Raw genomic sequence first — 24081 nt, forward strand, 5'->3', positions numbered from 1 at the left:
TGTGTTGCGAAAGCAAACGGATCGCCTATCTTTTCGCGGGGAATTGAGCCTGCGTACAGGCACTAACATTTGCGTCGCGAGCCTGTATTCAGCGAAGTCACGAACTCTCGTACGGAGTACCGCTTGACTCTCATAAATGGCCCAATTCTGCCCTGAGCGCTGACTTCGTAGTTTCTCTGGAGGGAAGATCATATGGAAGACGCAGGCGTAGGTTGGGTGGCCGCAATCATTATCGGCGGTATCGCCGGGTGGCTCGCGGAAAAGTTCATGCACAGCAATATGGGGCTGTTGATGAACATTATCTTGGGAGTTGTGGGCGCGATCGTCGCCAATGCCATACTCTCGGGATTGGGAATCGTGCTTGCCGGCTGGCTGGGATATCTGGTTGCAGGTTTTGTCGGCGCTTGCCTGCTCATTGCTGTCGGGCGGGTCATCCGCCGCTAGGCAACAAAAATCAAAGCCGGGTGCGAACGCGCCCGGCCCTCGCCCGGTCACTGCCGGTCGATGTTATCGACGGCTCATCAGTCCGAAAAGATAAGCAACACCGGCGGTCACGGCGACCGCGAAGATAGGCTCCTCTCTTATCCTTTCGCGCAAACGCTCCGTCATCACCGAGGCTTCGTCGGCGACGGCGGTTTTGGCACTTTGGCCAAGTGCCACCACACTTTCCGATAAGCGTGCGAGGTCTTCACGCAATGCGACGACTTGTGCGGAAAGATCGTCTGCCGCAATCTCCGCCTTCACGCGCGTGGTTGCGGACTGGGCGGAGGCGGTTTTCATATCGGCCATGGTCTGCTCCTCTTTTTCCGGATGCTGTTCAACGAATTTATCCTGAGAAAGGTTCCGATATCCGGCATCTTTTGCGGCGTAGGCGCTCACGCATGATAGCAGATATAGCGCAGATGTTTTCGCGCGATAACCCTTCATTTCCTGCCGGCTTTGTTCTAAGGAACGTCGAATGCTTTGCCCGCGAACGGGCGAATATAATGCGAGGTTTGCGTTTCGATGTTCGATCTTCTGAGAAGAGCTGCTCACACTTGGGTTGCCAAGCTCCTCATGCTGCTTCTGGTTGCCTCTTTCGGCATATGGGGCGTGTCACGGTCGCTGATATCAGGTGGCAGCAGCACGACGGTCGTCAGCGTTGGAGACCAGCACGTCGGCGTCAACGAATTTCGTCTGGCTTATCAGCGGCAGGTGGCAAATCTCAGTCAGCAGTTCGGTATGCGCCTGACGCCCGACCAGGCCCGTGCCTTTGGCGTTGAGCAGCAGGTGCTGGCACAGCTCGTCGCCGGCGCGTCACTCGATCAGCTGGCAGACGACATGAATCTCGGCCTGTCGCAGGATCGGCTTGCGCAGTTGATTGGTGACGATCCGGCCTTCAAGGCGGTCAACGGCCAGTTCGACCGCACGCTCTTTACGTCGCGGCTCCGCAATGCCGGCATCCGCGAGGATGACTACATTAAGGAGCGCAGCAAGGTTGCCGTGCGCAGCCAGATCGTCGATGCCGTCTCGAACGGTTTCACCGCGCCGAAGACCCTCGTCGACGCGCTCAAGCTCCACCGCCTGGAAAGCCGCGGCATCGACTACCTACTGCTGACCAATGCCAATATCGAGCCGATCAAGGCGCCTGCTGAGGATGTGCTCACCAAGTGGTTCGAAGGCGCCAAGACGCGCTACCGTGCACCGGAATACCGCAAGATCGCATTCCTCAAGCTTCAGCCTGAGGATATCGCCGATGCCGCCTCTGTCACGGATGATCAGATCCGCGAGGATTTCGAAAAGCGCAAGGACAGCTTCCGCACGCCCGAGACCCGCACGATCGAGCAGCTGACTTTCCAGAACAAGGACCTTGCCAATGCCGCGGTCGCGGCTCTGAAGACCGGCACGACGTTCGACCAGCTGGTGGCCGATCAGGGCAAGACGGCAACTGACGTATTCCTGGGCGATTTTGCCAAGGACAAGGTTCCGGACCAGGCTATTGCCGATGCTGCCTTCGCAGTATCCAGGAACGGTGGAACGACGCCTGTCGTCGACGGTACGTTCGGCCCGGTCATTGTCCGCGTCAGCAACATCAAGCCCGAGAGTGTGAAGAGCCTTGACGAGGTCAAGGAAGAGATCCGCAAGCAGTTGGCCGTTTCCAACGCTTCGCAAGAACTTATCAACGTACACGATCAGATTGAGGATCTGCGCGCCTCCGGCTCGACGCTGGAGCAGATTGCTGAGCAGCTTAAGCTTAAGGCAGTCGTAGTCGATGCCGTTGACGCCACTGGTCTCGACAAGGATGGTAACGAGGTCAAGGATATTCCGGCAAAGCAGCAGGTTCTTGGCGCGGCCTTCAGAACCGACGCCGGCGCGGACGCCCCTTCCCTGTCGATCGGAACCGACGGCTATCTCTGGTTTGACGTCCGGGAGGTAATTCCGGAGCGTGATCGGCCGCTGAGCGAAGTGCACGATAAGGTCGTCGCCGACTGGACCGCCGAACAGCAGAAGCTCGAACTTGCCAAGAAGGCCGAGGAACTGAGAGAGCAGGCCCAGAAGGGTACGTCGCTTGCCGATATCGCCGCACCGCTTGGCATGACGGTCGAAAGCAAGAGTGGTATCACCCGAGGCACGGAGGACGCTGTTCTTGGCCGAGCAGGCGTCAACGCCGCATTCTCCGGCCCGATCAACACGGTTGCCAATGCCGTTGGCGGCGACCCGACGACGCAGATCCTTCTCAAGGTCACGGAGGTGAACACGGAACCGACGGGTGACGTGCTCAACAACCAGGATCAGCAGATCACGGCAGCGGCAAACGCCGCTGGCGACGACATTCTCGATCAGATGGTCAACCTGCTGCAAACGCAGTACGGCGCATCGATCAATCAGTCTCTCGCCGATCAGGCGGCAGTCCGCTAAGGGGAACACAAGCGCATGACCGATCTGAAGCCGCTTTTGGCGAAGGCTGCGAGCCGCGAGCCGCTGACACGTGAGGAGGCCCGCGAGGCCTTCGACATTCTGATGTCCGGTCAGGCGACCCCTTCGCAGATCGGCGGCTTCCTGATGGCTTTGCGCGTCCGCGGGGAAACAGTCGACGAGATTGTCGGCGCTGTTACTACGATGCGCTCCAAGATGCTGACCGTCGACGCGCCGGCTGATGCCATCGACATCGTCGGAACTGGTGGCGACGCGAGCGGGACCTACAATATCTCTACGCTAGCCGCCCTTATCGTCGCCGGCGCTGGCGTACCTGTGGCAAAGCATGGCAATCGAGCCCTGAGCTCGAAATCGGGTGCAGCCGACAGCCTCGCCGCTCTCGGCGTCAAGCTGGATGTCACCCCTGAGGTGATCTCGCGCTGTATTCGCGAGGCTGGTGTGGGTTTCATGTTCGCCCAGCAACATCATTCCGCCATGCGTCACGTTGGGCCTACGCGCGTCGAGCTCGGTACGCGTACCATCTTCAATCTGCTTGGCCCCCTCTCCAATCCAGCAGGTGTCCGCCGCCAGTTGCTTGGCGTCTACGCGCCGCAGTGGGTCGTTCCAATTGCCGAGGTGATGCGCGATCTCGGCTCGGAAAGCGTGTGGGTCGTCCATGGCAACGGCCTCGACGAGATCACCACAACAGGAAAGACGAGCGTCGCGGCACTTGAGGGCGGTAAGATCCGAACCTTCGAACTGTCTCCCGCAGATTTCGGCCTTGAGCCTTGCCGATTAGAGGCCATCAAGGGCGGCGATGGTGTGGTGAATGCGGCGGCCCTGCGCGACGTGTTGAGCGGTGCAAGGAACGCTTACCGTGATATCGCCCTTGCCAATGCGGCAGCATCGTTGGTGATCTCAGGCAAAGCTGAGATGCTCGAGGATGGCATGCGGCTTGCAATGCAGTCCCTGGACAGCGGTGCGACGGCGGCAGCCCTTGATAAACTCGTCGCCGTGTCGAATGACATCGACTAGGATAGATCCATGACCGATATCCTGAAGAAGATCGAACTCTACAAGCGGGAAGAGATCGCTGCCGCAAAGACGAAGGTTTCGCTGGCCGATCTAAAGGCGATGCAGGCGGATCAATCGGCGCCCCGCGGCTTTTACCGGTCGCTCCTTGCGAAACGCGAGGCAGGCCAGTACGGCTTGATCGCCGAGATCAAGAAGGCCAGTCCCTCCAAAGGACTGATCAGACCCGACTTCGATCCGCCTTCGCTGGCAAGGGCATATGAACTTGGAGGCGCGGCATGTCTATCGGTACTAACTGACACACCAAGCTTCCAAGGCGCGCCGGAATTTCTGATGGCAGCGCGCGCGGCGTGTTCGCTGCCGGCACTGCGTAAGGATTTCATGTTCGAGACCTACCAGGTGCAGGAAGCGCGCGCCTGGGGCGCCGATTGCATTCTGCTGATCATGGCCTCGCTGTCGGATGATGATGCCAAGCGCCTGGAGGATGAAGCTTTTGGACTAGGCATGGATGTGCTGGCGGAAGTCCACGATGCCGAGGAGATGGAGCGTGCGCTGAAACTCACCTCCCCGCTCGTGGGCATCAATAATCGCAATCTGCGGACGTTCGAAGTCGGCCTCGAGGTTAGCGAGAAGCTCGCGCCGATGGTTCCTGGGGATCGTCTGCTGGTGGGCGAAAGCGGCATTTTCACGAATGCGGATTGCAGGCGCCTGCAGGCAGTCGGCATCAACACCTTCCTGGTTGGCGAGAGCCTGATGCGCAAGGAAGACGTTACAGCGGCCACGCGCGCACTGCTCTTTGCCGAAGCCGCTCAGGCGGCCGAGTGATATGAGCGGCGGCCAACCTGGTCTCACTCACATTGACGCCTCCGGAGAGGCGCACATGGTCGATGTCGGCGACAAGGTGGAGACCACAAGGGTTGCGACAGCCGAAGGCCATGTGCGGATGGCGGCGGAAACGCTAGATCTCATTCGGGCCGGCAACGCGAAAAAGGGTGACGTGATCGGCACGGCCCGCCTTGCGGGGATCATGGCGGCCAAGCAGACGAGCAATCTCATCCCGCTTTGCCATCCCTTGATGCTGACGAACGTTTCGGTCGATATCAGGGAGGATGCCAACCTGCCCGGCTTGCGTGTTACTGCAACGGCGAAGCTAACGGGCAAGACCGGCGTGGAAATGGAAGCCTTGACAGCCGTTTCCGTTACCTGCCTGACGATATACGACATGGCCAAGGCTGCCGATAAGGCTATGGAAATCGGGGGCATCCGGCTGCTCGAAAAATCGGGCGGCAAGTCTGGAGCCTTTCGTCATCCGGAGCACGGCAAATGAGCATGCTGCCCGTTGCCGAGGCGCAGGATCGCCTTCTTTCGCGTGCAAAACCGGTTCGGACGATCGAAACTGTTGCTTTGCCGGAGGCCGAGGGCCGTGTACTGGCAGCTGACGTTAAAGCGAAATTGACCCAACCGCCTTTCGACGCGTCGGCGATGGACGGGTATGCGCTGCGCCGCGACGACGCCCCGGAACCTGGCGCCAAGCTGCGGCTGATCGGCACTTCCTCCGCAGGCCATGGGTTTGAGGGTGTCATCGGCAAGGGTGAGACTGTTCGGATCTTCACCGGTGCCCCGGTTCCGTCGGGCGCCGATAGCGTGTTGCTGCAGGAGGATACAGAGAAGATCGAAGGCGGCATCTGCACCACATTTCCAGTTCGCCTTGGCCAGCACATCCGACCGCGCGGGCAGGACTTTGTTGAAGGCGAAGTGGTGCTTAAGGCGGGGACCGCATTGGACTTTTCCCGCCTAACCGTGGCGGCTGGAATGAACCACGGCACCCTTGAGGTCTGGCGCAAGCCGGTGGTCGCGTTGCTTGCGACCGGCGACGAATTGTTGCCGCCCGGAAGCTTGCCAGGTCCCGCGCAGATCATTGCATCGAGCACCTTCGGGATCGCTGCCCTTGCGCGCAAGGCTGGAGCCGAGGTTTTCGATCTCGGGATCGTGCCCGACGACAAGGCGGCGATTTCGGCGGCGATTGGGCGCGCAATGCAGGCCGAGGTCGATGTTATTGTGACGCTCGGCGGGGCTTCGGTCGGCGACCACGATCTGGTACAGGCGACGCTCCTGGGGTCGGGTATGAAGCTCGATTTCTGGCGCATTGCGATGCGGCCGGGCAAACCCTTGATGGTGGGTAGCCTCGGCGAAGTGCATGTCCTTGGCTTGCCCGGAAACCCCGTATCGAGCCTGGTCTGCGGGCTATTGTTCCTGGAGCCGTTGATCCGCAAGCTGGCCTCGTTTCCGCCGGTCAGACGCAATGCGACTGTCGAGGCGGCTGCGACCCTTCGTGCGAACGACCAGCGGCAGGACTATGTCCGCGCCACACTGTCGCGATCGTCATCTGGCGTGTTGGCGGCAAAGCCCTTCGTCAAGCAGGATTCGTCGATGATGAAGATATTCGCCGAGGCAGACTGCTTGATCGTTCGACCGCCTTATGCACCGGAACTCCGTGCGGGTAGTCCCTGCCCGGTGATGTTGCTAAGGCCCGATCTTCTCGACTGACGCCGTTGAGCCTCATTTGCGCTACTGAGTATTTTCCTGAGAACAGAAGCTGGATTGAGATCACGACGGAGGCGGGACATAGGTGCCTTGCTCCCGGCATGACGCCGACATTCATGGAGGGTGCGTTCTCATTCTGTGTGACATCTGACGAGGATGTCGGTCGGCCTGCGGGGCCTGATCCACTCGCCTGGTTTTCGCGAGCGCGAAGGAATCTCCGGATCTTCTCCAAGCGTTGCTTCCGTGTTGGCCGGCAACTCTCCAGTGCAACATGGCAGTTGCTTGCCATCACGATCGCGGCCGCCGTCAGGCCAACACCGTCCAGCGACGAAGAAACTTCGAGGACGATCCCCGTCGCATCGACGTGTCGCAATTGAAGCCGGGCCCGCACACGGCGGTTTTCATCCCTGCAGCCATGGCGGGTGTTGCGCTCGAGGTCTTGCTGAAGCTGCAAGAAACGTTCGTCGAACGAGCGCCCTCTTTGATCAATCGGACTCGACTAGAGTGAACACCCCGCCGATCGATCCCTGCCCGGTCGAACCGTCGCCGAAATCGGGAACAGCGTATTCAGCCACCAGCCTTAGGGCTGCAAGTGGCAGCGCCTTCCTGCGTGGATCTCCGATTAGCACGTCAATGCCTGCCTTGCGGCTGGCAACAAGGAACGGCAAAACCCGCGCTGCCAGCTGGGCATCGTAGAAGACGTCCCCCGCAACAACGACATCGACATCCGGTGGGGCGCCGTTGAGGACATCTCCGCTCGTCACTTCGATTGCGACCCCGTTCGCTTCCGCGTTGAGACTGATTGCGGCAATGGCGTTGGTATCGATCTCCGCGGCAAGTACGCGGGATGCTCCGCACTTTCGAACTACGATCCCGACGATACCGGAGCCTGCGCCGAGATCGAGGACGCGGCGACCGCGGACAATGTCCGGATGATTCAGAATGTGCCGAGCAAGCAGCGTTCCTCCCGCCCAGCTGTACGCCCAGTACGGCGGCGCGTCATCCATATCATTGGATCGTAAGCGCGACAGCCCACTGCCGGGATGAGCCGTATAGAGGACGATCTCCGACAGGCCGGGTGCTGGTTTTAGGTGAAGGTTTTGGCAGATAAAGGCGCGGACATCTCGTCGGGGGAAAGCATCGCGATTTGGCCTATCCTCACGATGGTGCTTTCCACTCATTTCTTCCGTTCGACCAATCAATAGTTTTTCATCGCCAGATGTGGCATGCCGCCATCGAGGAACTCGTCACCGAAGGCTACAAACCCGAAGCGTTCGTAAAGTGCTATTTTATCGCTTTGTGCCGTGAGGTAAAATCGGTTCTCACGGGCGGATTGGTGCTCCTTCATCGCATACGTCAACATCGCGCTCGCGACACCATGTCCGCGCCATGCCTTGCCTACCGCGACGCGACCGATCTTCACATGCTCGTTCGTATGGATGATGCGAAGCGTCCCGCAGACCTCGCCGCCTGCAACGGCGACGATATGATGCGCCGTCAGGTCAAACGCATCAAACTCTTCATCGTCAGGAACATTCTGTTCGGCGATGAAGACCGCACGTCGGAGCTTGAAAGCTTCGTTGCAAAGGGTACTGAAAATAGGAACCGTCAAGACGATGGTATCGGCCATTATCCTTTCCCCCTGTCTCTAGCGGTGACGTAGTAGCTGCGCCGCCGGCGGGATGACTGTCATCCCTTCTTTTTTGAGAACTTGGTCTTCGCGCCGCTACTGCCCTTGCCCTCGAACTTCGGTTTGCCCGGCTTCTTGCCCCAGGGCTTTGAATCGCGTCGTTCGTCGCTCCCACCCTCGTTGCGGGCTTCCTTGTGGAACTTTCCCTTTGGGCGCTCATCGCTGAATTCACGAGGCTCGCCAAAGGCCTTCTTGCCCGCATACGGCTTGGACGCTGTGGGCTTGTTGAAATCGGGCGTTCCGTTGAGAGGCGTGACGCGGATGCCGCGCTCCATCGTCTTGTTTGGACCCACCGACTGCAGGAAGCCGTCGGCGCTGGCCGCTGCAATCTCGACGTAGGTTTCGTCGGGCTGCATCTTGATCGCGCCGATCTCCCGCTTAGTCAGATTGCCGTTCCGGCAAAGCATCGGGATCAGCCAGCGTGGTTCTGCATTTTGCTTGCGACCGACCGAAATCGAAAACCAGACGCTCGCGCCAAAATCATCGCGCGGACCTTTCTGGTACGGTTCGCGTGGAGCCTCGACGTGCTCGCGGCGCTTGCCGCCGCGGTTATCCTGAACCGAGACCTCGATCAGATCCTCCGGCGCGGACTGGTTGGACCGATAGAGGTTGACGAAGGCAGCGGCGAGCTTTTCGGCTCCGTGCGTATCGAGGAGCCGCCTGACCAGGTCCTCGGCTTCCTCGCTCGGGGCTTCGCCGAAGATGGGATCCGCAAGCAGCCGCGCTTCGTCACGTGCTATGACCTCTTCCGCTGATGGCGGACGCGCCCAGGCGGCCGAGATGCCGGCATTGGCGAGAAGGCGCTCTGCCTTGCGGCGCACGTTCAGCGGTACGATCAGTGCGCTGACGCCCTTGCGGCCGGCTCGACCGGTGCGGCCGCTGCGGTGAAGCAAGGTTTCCGGATTGGTCGGTAGGTCGGCATGAATGACAAGGTCAAGGCCTGGAAGGTCGATCCCGCGGGCGGCAACATCCGTTGCGATACAGACACGCGCACGTCCATCCCGCATTGCCTGCAGCGCATGGCTGCGCTCGTTCTGCGTCAGTTCGCCCGACAAGGCGACAACGTTGAAGTTGCGATTGTGAAAACGCGCAGTCAGATGGTTGACCGCCGCGCGCGTCGAACAGAACACGATGGCGTTGGTCGCTTCATAGTAGCGCAGGACGTTTATGATCGCGTTTTCGCGGTCGCTCGGCGACACGACAAGAGCCCGATATTCGATATCGCCGTGCTGCTTTTCCTCGGTTGCTGTTGCGATTCGCACGGCATTTTTCTGATAGCTCTTCGCGAGCTTCGCGATGGCTGCCGGCACCGTTGCCGAGAACATCAGCGTACGACGATCATCCGGGGAGGAATCCAGAATGAATTCGAGATCCTCCCGGAACCCGAGGTCGAGCATCTCGTCTGCTTCGTCAAGCACGACAGCCTTGAGCGCGGAAATATCGAGTGCGCCGCGACGGACATGATCGCAGAGGCGACCCGGTGTGCCGACAACTATGTGGCAACCACGTTCCAGCGCGCGGCGCTCGCTGCGGATGTCCATGCCGCCGACGCAGCTGACAATCAGCGCGCCTGTCGCTTCGTAAAGCCATTCAAGTTCGCGCTTGACCTGAAGCGCGAGTTCGCGCGTCGGTGCGATCACGAGGCCCAGCGGTTCGGCTGCGGGGCCAAAACGGTCCATATCCCTCAGCAAGGTAGGCGCGAGCGCGAGGCCGAAGGCGACGGTCTTGCCAGAGCCGGTTTGGGCAGAAACGAGGGCGTCCGACGCGGCGAGAGCCGGGTCGAGCATGGACTTTTGAACCGGCGTTAGGTCGGTGTAACCGCGCTTCACCAACGCCCTGGCGATCGCCGGAACGACGCCGTTAAAATCTGTCATGTTGTCTATCTTTCGGAAGTCTCACGCGCATGCTGCGCCCTGACCGGCAGTTGCCGGTAGAGAAGTTGGCCGTTCCTACTTGTTCAGGCAGCAAATGTCAAAGCGGATGTCCCCGCCAGAGCCACACATCGATGCCTTTGTTTCTGCCCCGAATGCGTGCTCGCGCCGGGCCTTCGAGCTGACCAGAGTGAAGCGGCGCGCTGTCCGGCCCAGCCTTCTTCATCAAAGCAGCGCTTAACGCCAACTCGAAACCCTGTTCTGCGGCGACCTCCATCAGCCGACTGGCGACATTTACGGTGTCGCCGGTGACGGTAATTTGCTGGCGGTCGCCGCTGCCAAGGCGCGAGGCCACGACCGGACCGCCATGAACCCCGACTTTGAAGCCGATCTTTCGTGCGCCCGCGGTGGGATGGCCGGCGAGCCATGGCCGCATTCGCTCGCACAGACAAACAGCGCAAGCGGCAGCCCGCGTGGCATCGTCATCGGCCGGGCGCGGCAAGCCGAAGAGAAGCATCGCCCCGTCACCCATGAAGCTTGTGACTGCGCCTCCATGCGAGCGGGCCGCCTCGTCGATGATCTCGAAAAAATCGCTTAGAACATCGCGGACATTTGTTGCGCCGATTGCTTCGCTCAAGCCTGTGAAGCCGGAGAGGTCGACGAAGACGACCGCGGCATTCTGCCGGACCGGTTTGGCAAGAAAGTTCGGATCACGCGCGAGCCATTCGCTCAGCCCCGGTGCTTCGATACGCTGAAGGAGATCGCTTTGCGCCGCAAAGTGCGCCGCCCGCCGACGGTCGATCCAGATTTCGGCTGCGCCAAAAAGCAGAACGGGCGGCAGTGCCGCCGCAATGGGCAGTGCTGCGCTGAACCAGTATCCATGCGCGAAGGCAGCGATGTTCAGGGCGGCCCACGCAAGAGCCACGGAGGCAATGATGGCATAGCCGATCGCGCTGCGCCGCCACGCAAGCAAACTGATCAGGAGCAGCGGCAGGGCTAGGGCGACCAACGAATCAAGCAGGCGCACGTTGCGGTCCCTGATGATGCTGTCGCCGGCGATCAGATGCGTAGCTGCCGTCGCCATCACCTCCACGCCAGGAAGCACCGGATCGAAAGGGGTCGGGAAGACGTCGCCGCCACCGGTCACCGTCGAGCCGATCACGACAATCCTGTCCTCAATCGCCTTGGCAGGAAGCGTGCCAGCCAGCGCTTCCGTCGCGCTGAATGTTGGAATGGTGCCACGCGGGCCATAAAAAGTGATCGGCAGCCGCTGTCCATTGTCAGTCGGCAAATGGCGGTCGCCGAGTGCAAGACTGCCGGGCGAAAATGCGGGATTGATACCGAGCGCCAGAGACGCCACCCGCAACGGAAACGAGGCGTCCACCCGCTCGCCACCTCGGGAGATCAAGGGAATGAACCGTGGTGTGCCCGACTCATCTGTGGCGACGTTGACGACGCCAATGGCGGCAACGTCGGAAAAACGGCGCAGCGGCAATAGCATCTTGCCGGCTGTCGGTATCGACGCCAGCGGATCGTTGGCGTCTGAACCAACGGCCTGCGTCTCCTTCGGGAAGACGCCGGCGGCGGCTATCACGCCGGAGGTCTGCTGGAGCGCCGCTGCAAGCGTGGCATCGCCCTCTTCTGGTCCGGGATCAACCAGCAAAAGATCAAGAGCAACCACCTTCGGTTTCAAGGAGGTGACGGCCGCTACCACGCGGGCGAGCGTCGCACGATTGAGCGGATAGCCGTTGTCGGCGGCGGTCTGGTCGTCGATTGCAACAATGCTGGTAATCGGCGGAGGCTCCCTCACGCCGATGACTTTGCTCCGCAGATCGGTGAGAGAGGCTTCCAGGCTGTCGAGGAAGCTAATTCCACCCGAAAGATGCCTATAGCCGAGAAAGCCGCCCCAAAGTGCGGACAGCAACAGCGAGATCGTGATCAGGAGCGGTCTGGCCTGCATCGGCGCTATTGGCCAAGTCGTGCAAGTAGGGCGGCGGCACGGGCTGGTGGCCAGCGGCGGACGGTGAGCGGGGCGCGACCCTTCGTGACGTCCACGCCCTCACCCACATTCAACACCACACGCGCAGCTGCCGAAGGACGACCGACCGCTACGCGTCCCCGGACAACAAAGACCGACGTGGTGCCGTTCTTGACATCGACAGCCCAGCGTGTGCCGCGCACGGCCGCGATTGCTTGGGGTGTGATTACCTCGAAACTTTGGGGGCGCCGGGCACGGTCAACATCCACGAGGACGGCCTTGTTCAGCAAGGAGATGGCGTCCGGCCGCCCGTCGTGGTTGCGATCAACGAGGTTGAAGCGAGCCCCACCTTCTGCTGTGATGGTGACGCCATCGGCGCAGCGCATGATTTGCCGTGACGTTCCGGTCACCGGCTCCATGGCGCATCCGCCCGTTTGTGCCAACGCCGTATCCGAGGCGAACAGACAGCTAGCGCTACCCCACGCTAATAGGACAACAAGGAGTCTCGAGTTTACAAGCATATCCGTCCCCTACCTGAATACACGATCGAACGACATAGCATGTGACGGCCATCATGCGTTGATTGCTGCAGCACGCATGCCAAAACGTCAACGACTTTCATATTGCTTCTGCTGTGCGCGGCGTTCCGCATTCGTCCTTGACCGGCGTCTTCGCGATCGACGGGACGAAAAGGTGAATCGCGCGTGCGCACGAGCAGGCGCTGGCGGGGCCGGCCGATCCGGCCACGTTCGGTTCACGTATGGCCGCCGCTGCGGCAAGCGGCGTGATCGTTGTAACAAAAAAGCTTGGGAAATCGTCGGGCTGCGGTTCTGGCTGATATGCCCGCAAGTTAGCGACCGCACATCAATTGAAAAGACCGCCGCGTCGACTGACGAGGCGGTCTCTTGGTAATCAGACCAGGCGGCTCTGTTCTGTCGCTGCTTCGATGAAGCTCGCGAAGAGTGGATGCGGGTCGAGGGGCCGGCTCTTCAGTTCCGGATGGTACTGGACGCCGATGAACCAGGGATGGTCGGGATATTCGATCGTCTCGGGCAAGACTCCGTCCGGCGACATTCCCGAGAAGACGAGGCCGCAGTCTTCCAACCGATCCTTGTAATCGACGTTGACTTCGTAGCGGTGGCGATGGCGCTCTGAAATGTCGGTTGAACCGTAGATCTCGGAGATCTTGGTGTCCTTCTTCAGCGCAGCTTTGTAGGCGCCAAGGCGCATCGTGCCGCCGAGATCGCCCGACGCAGTCCGCTTCTGCAGCTCGTTGCCCTTCACCCACTCGGTCATCAAACCGACGACCGGCTCTTTCGCCGGGCCAAACTCGGTTGACGAGGCGCTTTCCACGCCGGCGAGATTACGGGCTGCTTCGATGACGGCCATCTGCATGCCGAAGCAGATGCCGAAATACGGCACCTTGCGTTCGCGCGCAAAGCGAGCCGCATGGATCTTGCCTTCCGAGCCGCGCTCGCCGAAGCCACCGGGAACGAGGATCCCATGTACCTTCTCAAGGTAAGGCGCCGGATCTTCCTTTTCGAAGACCTCTGACTCGATCCATTCGAGCTTCACCTTGACGCGATTGGCGATGCCGCCGTGATGCAACGCTTCGATCAGCGACTTATAGGCATCCTTGAGGCCGGTATACTTGCCGACGATCGCGATCGTGACTTCCCCTTCCGGCGTGCGGATCCGGTTGCAGACCTCTTCCCACTGGTCGAGGCGCGGTTTTGGCGCCGGCTCGATGCCGAAAGCTGCGAGCACTTCGTTGTCAAGGCCTTCCTTGTGGTAGGCGATCGGCACATCGTAGATGTTGGCGACGTCGAGCGCCTGGATGACGGCGGACGGGCGGACATTGCAAAACAGCGAGAGCTTCCGGCGCTCTGCTTCTGGAATCTCGCGGTCTGCCCGCACCAACAGGATGTCGGGATGAATACCGAGGGCTTGGAGTTCTTTGACTGAATGCTGGGTCGGCTTTGTCTTCAACTCACCAGCGGCCGGTATATAGGGCATCAGCGTCAGGTGGACGTAGATGGCAGTGCCGCGCGGCAGATCGTTGCCGAGCTGGCGGATCGCTTCCATGAAAGGCATCGCCTCGATGTCGCCAACCGTGCCGCCGATCTCGCAGATGACGAAGTCGTAGTCGTCATTGCCTTCGGTGACGAAGTCCTTGATTTCGTTGGTAACGTGCGGAATGACCTGCACCGTCGCGCCGAGGTAATCGCCACGGCGTTCCTTGTCGATGATGTTCTTGTAGATGCGTCCAGTGGTGATGTTGTCGGTCTTGGTCGCCGACCGCCCGGTGAAGCGTTCATAGTGGCCAAGATCGAGGTCGGTTTCGGCGCCGTCGTCGGTGACGAAGACTTCGCCGTGCTGGGTCGGGCTCATTGTGCCCGGATCCACGTTCAAGTAGGGGTCGAGTTTGCGCAGCCGCACCCGATAACCACGGGCCTGCAGCAACGCTCCGAGAGCCGCGGCCGCAATTCCTTTACCGAGAGAGGAAACCACGCCGCCAGTGATGAATACGTATCGCGCCATGGGAGTCACCGGATACCTTTTCAAAAATGATTCCACCAGCCCAAAAATTCATTTCCTGAATTTTTGGCGCCAGCGCGAAATCTGAACAAAAGAAAACCGGCAGACCCGAGGGCCTGCCGGCGGTTTATTCTGTGTGCCGCTTATTGTCCGCTTGGGACGGTCGCGGGTGCCGGAGCGGCAGGCGTGGTAGCCTGTGGAGCAGCCGGCGCAGTCTGAGTGGACGGCGCCGTCTCAGCAGGTGCCGATGCAGCCGGGGCCGCGGGCGTGGTCGCCGCCGGAGCCGGAGCCGCCTCACCGCCGGTCGGAACGCCGTTATTGCTCTGCGGGGCCGGAGCGGCCGGAGCGGCGTTTCCATTCTGGCCGCCGAGCGAATCGAGAATACCCTTGCCCTGCCCGCTCGTCGCCGGAATACGGTTCAGAATATCCGTCGGACGGCTCTCATAGCGGTTGAGGACACCGAGACCGAGCGAGGTGATGAAGAACAGGGCCGCCAGGATCGCGGTCGTGCGCGTCAGCGCATTGGCAGTGCCGCGCGCAGACATAAAGCCCGAACCGCCGCCAATGCCCAGGCCGCCGCCTTCAGAGCGCTGAATGAGCACGACGCCGACAAGCGCCAGCACGATCATGAGGTGGATGACAATCAAAACGGTCTGCATGGGTCCAGTCCTGCCCACACGCGCGGCGGGCATAAAGTAAAAATTCTGGCGCTCTTTACATGAGGTAATCCGGTATTCCAAGCCCTTGGGCTCGGAATATACACGGCTCTAAGCAAGCAACGCTTCGTATGCGCCGTAGATGGCGAGGAAATCGGTCGCTTTCAAGCTTGCGCCGCCAATCAATGCTCCATCGACATTCGCGACGCGCATCAACTCCCTCGCATTGTTGGGCTTGACCGAGCCACCATAGAGGATGCGGATCTTCTTGCCGTTATCGCCGAAGCGGGTGACGAGTTCGGAACGCATGAAGGCGTGCGCCTTCTCGACGTCCTCCACCGTTGGCGTGACGCCAGTGCCGATCGCCCAGACGGGCTCGTAGGCGATGACGGTATTCTCCGGCGTCGCGCTTTCGGGCACCGAGGCCGAAAGCTGGCGCTTGAGAATGTCGAGCGTCTGACCCGCCTTGCGTTCGTCAGCTGTTTCACCGATGCAGACGATCGCCGTCAGTTCCGCCGCGAAGGCAGCCTCTGCTTTGGCGCGAACGAGATGATCGGTCTCGGCATGGTCGGTGCGACGCTCAGAGTGGCCGACGATGACATACGTGCCGAAGCAATCGGCAATCATTTCGGCCGAGATGTCCCCGGTGTGGGCACCAGACGCATTCTGGTGGCAATCCTGTGCACCGATCGCCAGCGGGCTGTCGGTGCAGAGTGCTGTGGCCACATAGAGCAGGGTTGCCGGAGGGCAGATCAGCGCCTCCAGCTTTGCCGAAAGCGGCCCCTGAACACCTTCAGCGATCGCCTTGATCTGGTCTAGGGAGGCACGCGTGCCATTCATTTTCCAGTTTCCCGCAACGAGCGGGCGCACGTCAGGTGTCATGCCGGCCTTCCAATCTTTCACGTGTCGAGCGGCCATAGCAAAAGCGGGAGTCAATGAAAAGGTTTCGTGCTCTTACCTGAGGGAAATAACGGCCTTTTGTCCGCGAATGCTTAAAATTTGCGATCGATGCTGATGAGGATCTGGGGCCGGAGCGTCATGGAACGGCAAGCGCCCTTCCAGTCGGGACGATTGTCAGGAACCCAAGATCCAGTTCAACGTACGGCGCCAATCGATCATCCGGATTGGAGTTCCGTGATTTCCTGTTTGGTAGAGCGTGAAATGCGCAGGATAATTGGCCTTCAGCAGCTTTTCGAAAAGTGCCTGCTGGTTGGTTGCCGCGTAGACCGGATCCCGACTGCCGTGCGCAAACCAGAGCGGCAGCTTGGCCTTGAAGGACGGACTTTTGGCAAAGTCTGGATCGGTAACGCCGCTCAGGAACACCATCCCCTTCAGGCGCTTGACGCTATCCACGTCGCGGCTCACGCCCCAGCACACCTGGCTGCCCATCGACGCACATGCCAGAATGACTGGCTTGCCGCTTGATTGTTCGGAAACATAGCGGATGAGGCCCGCAATGGCTGCGACGCCAGCGGTGTCGAAGCTCTTGACGGACGGCGAGTAGTAGACGCCGCCATTGCCGGCGACAAGATTTTTCAGGCGATTGAAATTTCCCCCGAAGCTGTAGTCATTCGCTCCAAGGCGCCGGTCGCCGTTGCGTCCGTGAATGAAGATGACCGTAAATGCCGCTCCGGAGCTTGGTCCCACCCTGGTGACATCGAGCTTTTGGTCACCGAGTTGTAGGGTTTCGTCCGACTGCTGCTTCCTGATCCCGAGGGAAACGTATTTTTGTTGGGCGCGCTTTTCGGGTATCTGATCACGAGCGTTGATGTCACGCATTTCGTCATATTCAATGATGTCAAGCGAGCCACCGTCGCTGGTCTCAAGCACATTTTGTGTGGAAAAGAGCTCGTCCTTGTATGGCGCTAGTCGCTCCGCGGCTTGACCGCTCGCCGTAGTCATCAGGAAAAAGGCCGCAATTGCGGCGTTAATGGTGCAATGACTTGTGGACATTTGCATGCCTATGGTTCCCTGAGCCTTCTGGCCGCTTGCCAATCCACGCCCATCAACGCAAACCATTTCCCGAGAACGTCCGCCGAATTGGGCGGCGTCGCATAAGAAGGCGCTTTCTGGCAGAATCTGCCTGATTCGCAAACATGATATCAAATGCGGTGATTTTGGGTCAGGTTTGGCGTAGCCCGCCTGCCCCGACAGGATGAAGATCTGAACGGCCCCATGGACGATAGCAACGACCTCTTTTCCGGACTGCCCCTGAAACAGGAGGAGGCGCCAAAGCCAGCCGAGCGGCAAACGGCCACACCCGTCGAGGCGCCGGCTCCGGCCGTGCGTGCAGCGCCTGTGAGTTCGACATCCGAAGACTACGGAGCTTCCTCGATCCGCGTTCTCGAGGGGCTCGAGCCCGTGCGCATGCGTCCGGGCATGTACATCGGCGGCACCGACGAAAAGGCTCTGCACCATCTCTTCGCCGAAGTCATTGACAACTCGATGGACGAAGCGGTCGCCGGCCACGCCAACTTTATCGAGGTTCACCTGGATCTGCAGGGCTACTTGACGGTTAGCGACAATGGCCGTGGTATCCCCGTCGAGAACCACCCACAGGTTCCCGGGAAGTCGACCCTTGAAGTCATCATGACGAAGCTGCACGCGGGCGGCAAGTTCGATGGCAAGGCGTATGAGACGTCAGGCGGTCTGCACGGTGTCGGTGTTTCGGTCGTCAACGCCCTGTCCGATTTCCTGGAGGTCGAAGTTGCGCGCAATCGCAAGCTCTATCGTCAGCGCTTTTCGCGCGGCCTGCCCCAAGGTGGCTTGGAAGAGCTTGGCGATGTCCACAATCGGCGCGGCACGCGCGTCCGGTTTCACCCGGACGCTCAGATTTTTGGCGAGCACGCGAAGTTCGATGCAGGGCGCGTGTTCCGTATGGCACGCTCCAAGGCATACCTCTTTGGCGGCGTGGAAATCCGCTGGAGTTGCGAAGAAGGTGTGCTGCCTCAAGGCTCGGAGATACCGGATAAGGCTGTCTTCCACTTCCCGGGCGGCCTGAAGGATTACCTGCAGGCGACGATGGGCAAGGAATTCACTGTCACCCGCGAGATATTCGCAGGCAAGACGGAGAAGACCAGTGGTCACGGCTCGCTTGAGTGGGCGATCACTTGGTACGGCGGCGATCCACAGGTCCATTCCTACTGCAATACTATCCCGACGCCCGAAGGCGGAACGCACGAGGCGGGTTTGCGCATTGCGTTAACCAAGGGCCTCAAGAACTATGCCGAGCTGACGCAGAATAAGCGCGCGGCCCAGATCACCACCGACGACGTGATGATCTCCGCCGTCGGCATGTTGTCGGTCTTCATTCGCGAGCCTGAATTCGTCGGACAGACGAAGGACAAGCTCGCGACGGTCGAAGCTCAGCGCATCGTTGAAAACGCACTTCGTGACCCATTTGACCACTACCTTGCCGACAATCCGAACGAGGCAGCCAAGCTGCTGGATTGGGTCATAGAGCGGGCGGAAGAACGCCTGCGCCGTCGCAAGGAAAAGGAAGTCAACCGCAAGACGGCCGTGCGCAAGCTACGTCTGCCGGGCAAGCTTGCCGATTGCGCGCAGAACACCGCCCAGGGTGCCGAGCTCTTCATCGTCGAAGGTGACTCGGCAGGTGGCTCGGCCAAGCAGGCTCGCAACCGTGCCAACCAGGCTATCCTTCCCTTGCGCGGCAAGATCCTCAACGTCGCCAGTGCCGGTCGCGAAAAGCTTGGCGCCAACCAGCAGCTCGCCGATCTCGTGCAGGCGCTTGGTTGCGGCACGCGCTCGAAGTATCGTGAAGAGGACCTTCGCTACGAACGCATCATTGTCATGACCGATGCCGATGTCGACGGTGCTCACATTGCCTCGCTGCTGATCACCTTTTTCTATCAGGAGATGCCGGAGTTGGTCCGTGGCGGTCACCTCTTCCTTGCTGTGCCGCCGCTCTACAAGATCACCCAGGGTGCAAAGTCAGCTTATGCCCGAGACGATGCGCATCGGGCCGAGCTGATGGAGACCGAGTTCAAGGGCAAAGCGAAGGTTGAAATCAGCCGCTTCAAAGGTCTCGGCGAAATGCTGCCAGCCCAGCTTAAGGAAACCACCATGGACCCAAGCAATCGCACGCTGTTGCGTGTGGTGATCGACGAGGTGGATTTCGAGGGTACGCGCACGGCCGTCGACGACCTGATGGGAACGAAGCCGGAAGCTCGCTTCCGCTTTATTCAGGAACGTGCTGCTTTTGCTGAAAACCTCGACATCTGAAACAGCTAGTCGAGGCGCACCGTAATTTCTGTCTTCACGGAGTTGGCGAGGAAGCACAGCTCATGTGCCTCGTGGTGCAATTTGCGTTCGATTTCGCGGCCTGGAACATCGCCGGCGTAGGTTACATGTGGCCGAAGCTCGACGCGGCTGACCATGGTACGGCCCTGAACCGTCTCCATGAGGCCAGTTGCGGCGTCGACATAGCTGTCAATGATGATGCCCTTCCTTGAGGCAAGCCAGAGATAGAACAGCATGTGGCAGCTCGACAGCGCTGCAATGTAGGCCTCCTCCGGATCCACGTTTTCAGCAAGGGCGTAGGGCAATGGCACGTTGTGTGGTGAGGCGGAGGCAGCGACGATCGCGCCACCGTCGAAGCTCCAGGTGTGTCCGCGGCTATAGCGTCCATCGGTAAAGCTTGCGGCGCCCCGCTCCCACGCGACCTCTGCGGAAAAAGTCGTCATCTGTCATTCTCCTTCGCGCGTCAGGTGCGCTGTTGTCAGCTGCAAATGGTCAGACAGTGCCTGCAGCGCCGCAGCTTCATCGCGACGTGCGCAGGCTTCAATGATGGCGCGATGCTCCGCGTGGAGGATGACACGTTCATCCGAGCCCTTCGGCTGCCTCAGATAGGCGCGACGCGATTCACCGCGCAGATCGTCGATCATAGAAAGAAGGCGGGCATTGCCGCATGGGCCATAGAGCGTTCGATGAAACGCGACATCCAGCTCTTCCAATGTGGCGGGATCTTCCTCTTCGAGCAGGTCTTCATTGAGCCGGAAAGCCTTGCGCAGGTCGCGATCGCCAAGCATTGGTAGCGCTGCGCGCAGGGCCATGGTTTCCAACGCTGCGCGGATCTCGGCGAGTTCCCGGGCTTGCTCGTCGGTCAAACCGGCAACCGCCAAGCTCCGGTCTGGCCGCCGGTCGACCAGGCCCGACGCAAGCAGCCGATCAAGCGCCTGGCGCACCGGCTGGCGGCTTACACCGAATCGTCCTGCGAGAAGCTCCTGCTTTAAGACTGTACCCGGCGGCAAGCTGCCGCCTTCTATTTCGCGCCGAAGTGCCGTTGCAATCTTGTTGGTATCCATGGATCCAAACTACCTGTCGAAGTAAGTTCTGGCAACGCTGTTGCAGGATTTCCGTTATCTCGATTACGGAGAATAAGACTAGGGAGCGTCGTATAGATCGCCGTGGGTCCAGGCGCGCAAGTCGACGGCATAAATGCGTCGTGGCGCTTGCGCCCGACGGATGCATGGCCCATATCCATATTCAAAACAGGGGGAAATGAACGACGTGAGCCTTCCGAACAACAATATCCAGCGAGAGTCGCGATGGCTCGGCCCTTCGGGTCCTGCCCGCACGCCATTAATTCCCTCTATTTCCGCAGCGCGCTGGCTGCTGGTCCTTATTGTTGCGGCTGGCGTCTACTTTTTTTACGGCTTTGCGGTCCCCGTGCTTGCCGCGCTCGTAATCGGTTTCGCAAGCTGGCCCCTTTACAGCCGGCTTCTTGCTCGCGCTGGCGGAAACACGACGATTGCCGCCACCATCGCGATCGTATTGATCATCGCGTTCCTAGTCTTGCCGATTGTCTTCGCCGTCACCTACACAACAGGCGAGGTACGAGAGTGGGTCGCCTGGGCTGTCCATGCAAACAGGTCGGGCGCGCCGACGCCGCAGTGGATCATCGCGCTTCCCATTGCTGGTCCATACCTCGACGAGCTATGGACCAAATATATCGGCAGCCCCGGCTCCATGGGTGAAGTGATCCAGGCGGTGAGTGGCGCCAATATCGGCAATATCTATCGGGCAATCCTGGCCGCGGGCGGTGGCGCCTTTCACCTGCTGCTGACGCTGCTCTTCATGCTAATTGCGCTGTTTTTCGTCTACCGTGACGGATCCGCTTTCTCGCAGCAGATCGACATGCTGGGCGAGCGCATTCTGCCGAACCGCTGGGAGCGGATTTCAAGGGTCGTACCGGCGACCATCAGCTCGACTGTCATGGGCATGACGCTGATCGCAATCGGCGAAGGCATCGTGCTTGGCGTTGCCTATTGGATCGCTGGCGTCCCCTCACCCGTCACACTTGGTGTCCTGACCGGCATCATGGCCTTAATACCGGGCGGCGCGCCGCTCTCCTTTACCCTCGTGTCCGTCTATCTGCTCGCCAGTGGCTCACATATCGCCGGCATCGGCCTCTTCGTTTGGGGAACGGTCGAGCTGTTTATCGTCGACAAGACGTTGCGTCCGAAGCTCGTTGGCGGTCCGATCAAACTGCCATTCCTGCCGACGTTCTTCGGTCTTGTCGGCGGCGTGAAGACCATGGGCTTTCTTGGCCTCTTTATCGGGCCTGTGCTGATGGCCCTCATTGTCGCGATATGGCGAGAGTGGATGCATGAGGTCCGCAATGCCGAAACCGGCCCGCAGGTCATGATCGACGAACAAGCTCCACGAGCGTCTCGCGCGGCCGAATGATCAGCCCAGCCGCTTTTCCATGAACAGGCTGAGCGGGTCCGGCTTGTAGCTGCCGAACGCTTCGATTTCGAGATAGCCGTACTTGCGGTAAAGAGCGATCGCTTCCGGCTGGTAGATGCCGGTTTCGAGCCGAATGGCCCGGAGCCTTTTTTTCGTGGCAATCGCTTCGAGTGCCTCCATCAACTTGCTTGCCACTTTCAAGCCGCGCGTGTCCGGATCGACAAACATGCGCTTGATCTCTGCGGTTCCATCGGCTGCTTCCACCAGTGCGCAGCAGCCGACGACCACATTGTCGTTGCGGGCGACGAAGAAGCTAACGGCTGGCTTTTCCAGCGTGGAGACGTCGACCAGGTGGTTGCTCTCAGGCGGATACAGAGACTGCGCGTAGGCGTCGGACATGTCGAGGAGACGGAGCACGCCTTCTTGGCGCGGTGGTTCCAAAGCGATCGTAATGGGCACGGGAATTCCTGTCTTGGCGCGCCTACATGGCGAAAAGTTAATGCTCGTGCGCCTTCATTCTGTTGGAATTTCAGCCTCTAAGAAGCGACGTTTCAATATTTAAAAGGCGATACTATGCAAACGATATTGGTGGCAATGACCATCTTGGGGTGCAACGATGCGGTCACCCAATGCAACTACATCGCCACGGTCGAGAAACAGTGGCAAACCATTGCGCTCTGTGACGCGGCCTCGGAAAGGCAGCTGAAGAACTATACGAATGTCAGCTATCCGACGGTCATGGCCGTCTGCGAGCCACCAAAGCCGGTTTCAACCCCGGAAGCGCCGAAGGCTGTCACCGAAAACACAGCGCCGACCGTTCCAGCCGAAACGCGGCGTCGGCTGTCGGCGCTCACCGAACGGGTGGCGGGTCAGGTGCGTGCGCATCTGCCGTCCGGCAGTGACATGAAAACGGTGCTGGCTTCACCCGTCCACTTCGTCTCGGGCAGCTATTCCTGGGTCGCGAAGCGGCTGCACTACTAGGCTGCCGCGAGCGACGCCACCTGGACGTAAACGCGTGCCTGCTGGCGCTGCTCAGCAATGTACAGCCTTTCGATCATCTCGAGGAGTTCTCGCTGGGGTCCATGCGTTGCATGCCTCCGAAACCTCTCAAGCAGCTTGCCGCAGACATCACCGAGCATGGTTGCGGAAAGCTTTTTCGATGCATCGCGCCACAAAAGCGTTGCTTCGACGAAGAGCGCGCTGATCTCGCGCGAGAGGCCTGCCGCCTCGTAAAGGGCACGCACGGCGTGCATGCGTCCGGTCGCCAGAATTGAGCGAACGCGTCGCTCCTCGCAGCCGGTCAGATTGACGATGGCGCCTGCAAAGAACTCCACCTTTCCGGAACATAGGGCATGCATCAGGAAGGACGGCGTCAGGTGACCGCTCGTGCGCAAATGTTCGACAAGATCCGAAATCTCGCGCGACGTAATCTCGCCGGCAATCGACACGATAGCGGCTTCATTGGCCTCCCGGCTGATCCTATGCAGTCGGCTCGGATCGATTGTTTCTTGCACCAATGCCAGATTGCAGAGAGCAACACTGACATGCTGCGTCAACAGCTGGCGCGCCTCGACCGGCAAGTCGCCGCGATCGAGGAGCAGGCTGCGGACTTCGCAGCAGTGGCCGAACCGCTCGGCCATTCTCTTCAGCGAGCAAGGTGCAATTGCCGCGCCGTCGTTTTCGAGAAGGCAGAGGATAGCCTCTTCGTCGCCGATTTCGGCAAGCGCAGCTGAAACTGGCCGGGAGATCGTGCCGCGCGCCGCAATCAAAAGTCGCGTGATATCGCTGCCGCCGGCGGCGAGATCCACCAGATCCGCATCCATGAGCAAGGGCGAGCATGTGACGGCATGGCAGGCAATTTCCGGCTGATCGGCTGCCAGTGAGAGAATGACCGCCCGTGGCGCGTCCGGGGAAAAGGCGATTGCTTCGGCAAGCGCCAGTCTGACCTGGGGGGACGGGTCGTCGAGCAGAAAAGTCATTGCCATCTCGGCGGCGGCACGCTCTGCTACAGCCATCTCGGATTGCAAATAGGCTCTGCCGAGGGCGTTGGCCGCACGGGCCCTGTCTCCGGCCTTGGCGGTTTCCGCCCAACGAAGAAATGCTTCTACGATCACCCGTGTGCCCCATGCCCGAATGCGATTCTCTCGCACTCCAATCAGTAGGATTACG

The 24081-nt window shown here is 60.2% G+C and carries 23 protein-coding genes; 9 read left to right on the forward strand and 14 right to left on the reverse strand.

The features are described from left to right. The first annotated feature begins 192 nt into the window (after nt 1-192). Nucleotides 193-444 carry a GlsB/YeaQ/YmgE family stress response membrane protein gene (locus tag BN77_RS13420; RefSeq protein ID WP_007532679.1) on the forward strand — a complete coding sequence of 84 codons (252 nt, stop codon included), beginning with the start codon at nt 193-195 and terminating at the stop codon, nt 442-444. A 63-nt stretch (nt 445-507) separates the two neighbouring features. On the opposite strand, the gene BN77_RS13425 is transcribed toward BN77_RS13420, so the two are convergent. After that, a complete protein-coding gene (locus tag BN77_RS13425) occupies nt 508-789 on the reverse strand; it encodes a hypothetical protein (RefSeq protein ID WP_007532680.1) in 282 nt (93 codons plus the stop codon). 216 nt (nt 790-1005) lie between these two features. On the opposite strand from BN77_RS13425, the gene BN77_RS13430 reads away from it, so the two are divergent. Genes BN77_RS13430 through BN77_RS13450 form a run of 5 tightly spaced genes read left to right on the forward strand, consistent with a single transcriptional unit; the run spans nt 1006 to nt 6474 of the window. After that, nucleotides 1006-2898 carry a peptidylprolyl isomerase gene (locus BN77_RS13430; RefSeq protein ID WP_007532681.1) on the forward strand — a complete coding sequence of 631 codons (1893 nt, stop codon included), beginning with the start codon at nt 1006-1008 and terminating at the stop codon, nt 2896-2898. 15 nt (nt 2899-2913) lie between these two features. Beyond that, entirely contained in the window at nt 2914-3930 is a 1017-nt protein-coding gene (gene trpD, locus BN77_RS13435; RefSeq protein ID WP_007532682.1) for an anthranilate phosphoribosyltransferase, read from the forward strand. 9 nt (nt 3931-3939) lie between these two features. Continuing rightward, entirely contained in the window at nt 3940-4752 is an 813-nt protein-coding gene (gene trpC / locus BN77_RS13440; protein WP_007532683.1) for an indole-3-glycerol phosphate synthase TrpC, read from the forward strand. 1 nt (nt 4753) lies between these two features. Continuing rightward, nucleotides 4754-5254, forward strand: a complete 501-nt coding sequence (moaC, locus tag BN77_RS13445) for a cyclic pyranopterin monophosphate synthase MoaC (RefSeq protein WP_007532684.1) — start codon at nt 4754-4756, stop codon at nt 5252-5254. Then, a complete protein-coding gene (locus BN77_RS13450; RefSeq protein WP_007532686.1) occupies nt 5251-6474 on the forward strand; it encodes a molybdopterin molybdotransferase MoeA in 1224 nt (407 codons plus the stop codon). The genes moaC and BN77_RS13450 overlap by 4 nt, the downstream gene beginning before the upstream one ends. A gap of 482 nt (nt 6475-6956) precedes the next feature. Here BN77_RS13450 and BN77_RS13460 read toward each other — a convergent pair whose 3' ends face one another. The 9 genes from BN77_RS13460 to BN77_RS13505 form a co-directional block, all read right to left on the reverse strand. Beyond that, entirely contained in the window at nt 6957-7478 is a 522-nt protein-coding gene (locus tag BN77_RS13460; RefSeq protein ID WP_007532690.1) for a class I SAM-dependent methyltransferase, read from the reverse strand. Nucleotides 7479-7669: 191 nt separating this feature from the next. Beyond that, on the reverse strand, nt 7670-8101 hold the full coding sequence (locus BN77_RS13465; RefSeq protein ID WP_007532692.1) for a GNAT family N-acetyltransferase: 432 nt from the start codon (nt 8099-8101) through the stop codon (nt 7670-7672). A gap of 59 nt (nt 8102-8160) precedes the next feature. Further along, nucleotides 8161-10035, reverse strand: a complete 1875-nt coding sequence (locus BN77_RS13470) for a DEAD/DEAH box helicase (RefSeq protein ID WP_007532694.1) — start codon at nt 10033-10035, stop codon at nt 8161-8163. A 97-nt stretch (nt 10036-10132) separates the two neighbouring features. After that, nucleotides 10133-11992 carry a CHASE2 domain-containing protein gene (locus BN77_RS13475; protein WP_007532696.1) on the reverse strand — a complete coding sequence of 620 codons (1860 nt, stop codon included), beginning with the start codon at nt 11990-11992 and terminating at the stop codon, nt 10133-10135. Nucleotides 11993-11997: 5 nt separating this feature from the next. Next, a complete protein-coding gene (locus BN77_RS13480; protein ID WP_040677166.1) occupies nt 11998-12531 on the reverse strand; it encodes a FecR domain-containing protein in 534 nt (177 codons plus the stop codon). Nucleotides 12532-12922: 391 nt separating this feature from the next. Further along, the gene (locus tag BN77_RS13490; RefSeq protein WP_007532701.1) at nt 12923-14551 is read right to left on the reverse strand and encodes a CTP synthase; all 1629 of its coding nucleotides are present in this window, start codon (nt 14549-14551) and stop codon (nt 12923-12925) included. Nucleotides 14552-14691: 140 nt separating this feature from the next. Beyond that, nucleotides 14692-15207, reverse strand: a complete 516-nt coding sequence (gene secG / locus BN77_RS13495) for a preprotein translocase subunit SecG (protein ID WP_007532704.1) — start codon at nt 15205-15207, stop codon at nt 14692-14694. Between the two features lie 108 nt (nt 15208-15315). Continuing rightward, the gene (tpiA, locus tag BN77_RS13500) at nt 15316-16086 is read right to left on the reverse strand and encodes a triose-phosphate isomerase (protein WP_028744510.1); all 771 of its coding nucleotides are present in this window, start codon (nt 16084-16086) and stop codon (nt 15316-15318) included. Nucleotides 16087-16278: 192 nt separating this feature from the next. After that, nucleotides 16279-17163 carry a dienelactone hydrolase family protein gene (locus BN77_RS13505; protein WP_007532708.1) on the reverse strand — a complete coding sequence of 295 codons (885 nt, stop codon included), beginning with the start codon at nt 17161-17163 and terminating at the stop codon, nt 16279-16281. A gap of 216 nt (nt 17164-17379) precedes the next feature. On the opposite strand from BN77_RS13505, the gene parE reads away from it, so the two are divergent. Then, a complete protein-coding gene (gene parE / locus BN77_RS13510) occupies nt 17380-19446 on the forward strand; it encodes a DNA topoisomerase IV subunit B (protein ID WP_007532710.1) in 2067 nt (688 codons plus the stop codon). Between the two features lie 5 nt (nt 19447-19451). On the opposite strand, the gene BN77_RS13515 is transcribed toward parE, so the two are convergent. Together BN77_RS13515 and BN77_RS13520 are read right to left on the reverse strand one after the other, a co-directional pair. Continuing rightward, nucleotides 19452-19907: an OsmC family protein gene (locus tag BN77_RS13515; protein WP_007532713.1), complete on the reverse strand. Its 456-nt coding sequence runs from the start codon at nt 19905-19907 to the stop codon at nt 19452-19454. A gap of 3 nt (nt 19908-19910) precedes the next feature. Then, on the reverse strand, nt 19911-20528 hold the full coding sequence (locus BN77_RS13520; RefSeq protein WP_007532716.1) for a GntR family transcriptional regulator: 618 nt from the start codon (nt 20526-20528) through the stop codon (nt 19911-19913). Between the two features lie 196 nt (nt 20529-20724). On the opposite strand from BN77_RS13520, the gene BN77_RS13525 reads away from it, so the two are divergent. Continuing rightward, the gene (locus tag BN77_RS13525; protein ID WP_051177136.1) at nt 20725-21912 is read left to right on the forward strand and encodes an AI-2E family transporter; all 1188 of its coding nucleotides are present in this window, start codon (nt 20725-20727) and stop codon (nt 21910-21912) included. Here the strand turns inward: BN77_RS13525 and BN77_RS13530 are convergent, their stop codons facing one another. Next, on the reverse strand, nt 21913-22371 hold the full coding sequence (locus BN77_RS13530) for a GNAT family N-acetyltransferase (RefSeq protein ID WP_007532720.1): 459 nt from the start codon (nt 22369-22371) through the stop codon (nt 21913-21915). It abuts the gene before it with no gap. A 114-nt stretch (nt 22372-22485) separates the two neighbouring features. On the opposite strand from BN77_RS13530, the gene BN77_RS13535 reads away from it, so the two are divergent. After that, nucleotides 22486-22893 (forward strand): hypothetical protein, encoded by a 408-nt coding sequence (locus tag BN77_RS13535; protein WP_007532722.1) that lies wholly within the window; start codon nt 22486-22488, stop codon nt 22891-22893. On the opposite strand, the gene BN77_RS13540 is transcribed toward BN77_RS13535, so the two are convergent. Further along, nucleotides 22890-24026, reverse strand: coding sequence for a DUF2336 domain-containing protein (locus tag BN77_RS13540; RefSeq protein ID WP_007532724.1), 1137 nt, complete (start codon nt 24024-24026; stop codon nt 22890-22892). The genes BN77_RS13535 and BN77_RS13540 overlap by 4 nt on opposite strands. Nucleotides 24027-24081 lie beyond the last annotated feature (55 nt).

This window comes from Rhizobium mesoamericanum STM3625 (assembly GCF_000312665.1).
Classification (GTDB): Bacteria; Pseudomonadota; Alphaproteobacteria; order Rhizobiales; family Rhizobiaceae; genus Rhizobium; species Rhizobium mesoamericanum.

Excerpts from the sequence above, each read along its gene's own strand:
- tpiA (WP_028744510.1), bottom strand. The coding sequence starts at position 16,086 with ATGACACCTGACGTGCGCCCGCTCGTTGCGGGAAACTGGAAAATGAAT.
- BN77_RS13535 (WP_007532722.1), top strand. The coding sequence starts at position 22,486 with ATGCAAACGATATTGGTGGCAATGACCATCTTGGGGTGCAACGATGCG.
- BN77_RS13430 (WP_007532681.1), top strand. The coding sequence starts at position 1,006 with ATGTTCGATCTTCTGAGAAGAGCTGCTCACACTTGGGTTGCCAAGCTC.
- BN77_RS13450 (WP_007532686.1), top strand. The coding sequence starts at position 5,251 with ATGAGCATGCTGCCCGTTGCCGAGGCGCAGGATCGCCTTCTTTCGCGT.
- BN77_RS13490 (WP_007532701.1), bottom strand. The coding sequence starts at position 14,551 with ATGGCGCGATACGTATTCATCACTGGCGGCGTGGTTTCCTCTCTCGGT.
- BN77_RS13425 (WP_007532680.1), bottom strand. The coding sequence starts at position 789 with ATGGCCGATATGAAAACCGCCTCCGCCCAGTCCGCAACCACGCGCGTG.
- BN77_RS13505 (WP_007532708.1), bottom strand. The coding sequence starts at position 17,163 with ATGCAAATGTCCACAAGTCATTGCACCATTAACGCCGCAATTGCGGCC.
- BN77_RS13525 (WP_051177136.1), top strand. The coding sequence starts at position 20,725 with ATGAACGACGTGAGCCTTCCGAACAACAATATCCAGCGAGAGTCGCGA.
- BN77_RS13480 (WP_040677166.1), bottom strand. The coding sequence starts at position 12,531 with ATGCTTGTAAACTCGAGACTCCTTGTTGTCCTATTAGCGTGGGGTAGC.
- BN77_RS13470 (WP_007532694.1), bottom strand. The coding sequence starts at position 10,035 with ATGACAGATTTTAACGGCGTCGTTCCGGCGATCGCCAGGGCGTTGGTG.
- trpC (WP_007532683.1), top strand. The coding sequence starts at position 3,940 with ATGACCGATATCCTGAAGAAGATCGAACTCTACAAGCGGGAAGAGATC.
- BN77_RS13465 (WP_007532692.1), bottom strand. The coding sequence starts at position 8,101 with ATGGCCGATACCATCGTCTTGACGGTTCCTATTTTCAGTACCCTTTGC.
- trpD (WP_007532682.1), top strand. The coding sequence starts at position 2,914 with ATGACCGATCTGAAGCCGCTTTTGGCGAAGGCTGCGAGCCGCGAGCCG.
- moaC (WP_007532684.1), top strand. The coding sequence starts at position 4,754 with ATGAGCGGCGGCCAACCTGGTCTCACTCACATTGACGCCTCCGGAGAG.
- BN77_RS13420 (WP_007532679.1), top strand. The coding sequence starts at position 193 with ATGGAAGACGCAGGCGTAGGTTGGGTGGCCGCAATCATTATCGGCGGT.
- BN77_RS13475 (WP_007532696.1), bottom strand. The coding sequence starts at position 11,992 with ATGCAGGCCAGACCGCTCCTGATCACGATCTCGCTGTTGCTGTCCGCA.
- parE (WP_007532710.1), top strand. The coding sequence starts at position 17,380 with ATGGACGATAGCAACGACCTCTTTTCCGGACTGCCCCTGAAACAGGAG.
- BN77_RS13520 (WP_007532716.1), bottom strand. The coding sequence starts at position 20,528 with ATGGATACCAACAAGATTGCAACGGCACTTCGGCGCGAAATAGAAGGC.
- BN77_RS13460 (WP_007532690.1), bottom strand. The coding sequence starts at position 7,478 with ATGGATGACGCGCCGCCGTACTGGGCGTACAGCTGGGCGGGAGGAACG.
- BN77_RS13515 (WP_007532713.1), bottom strand. The coding sequence starts at position 19,907 with ATGACGACTTTTTCCGCAGAGGTCGCGTGGGAGCGGGGCGCCGCAAGC.
- secG (WP_007532704.1), bottom strand. The coding sequence starts at position 15,207 with ATGCAGACCGTTTTGATTGTCATCCACCTCATGATCGTGCTGGCGCTT.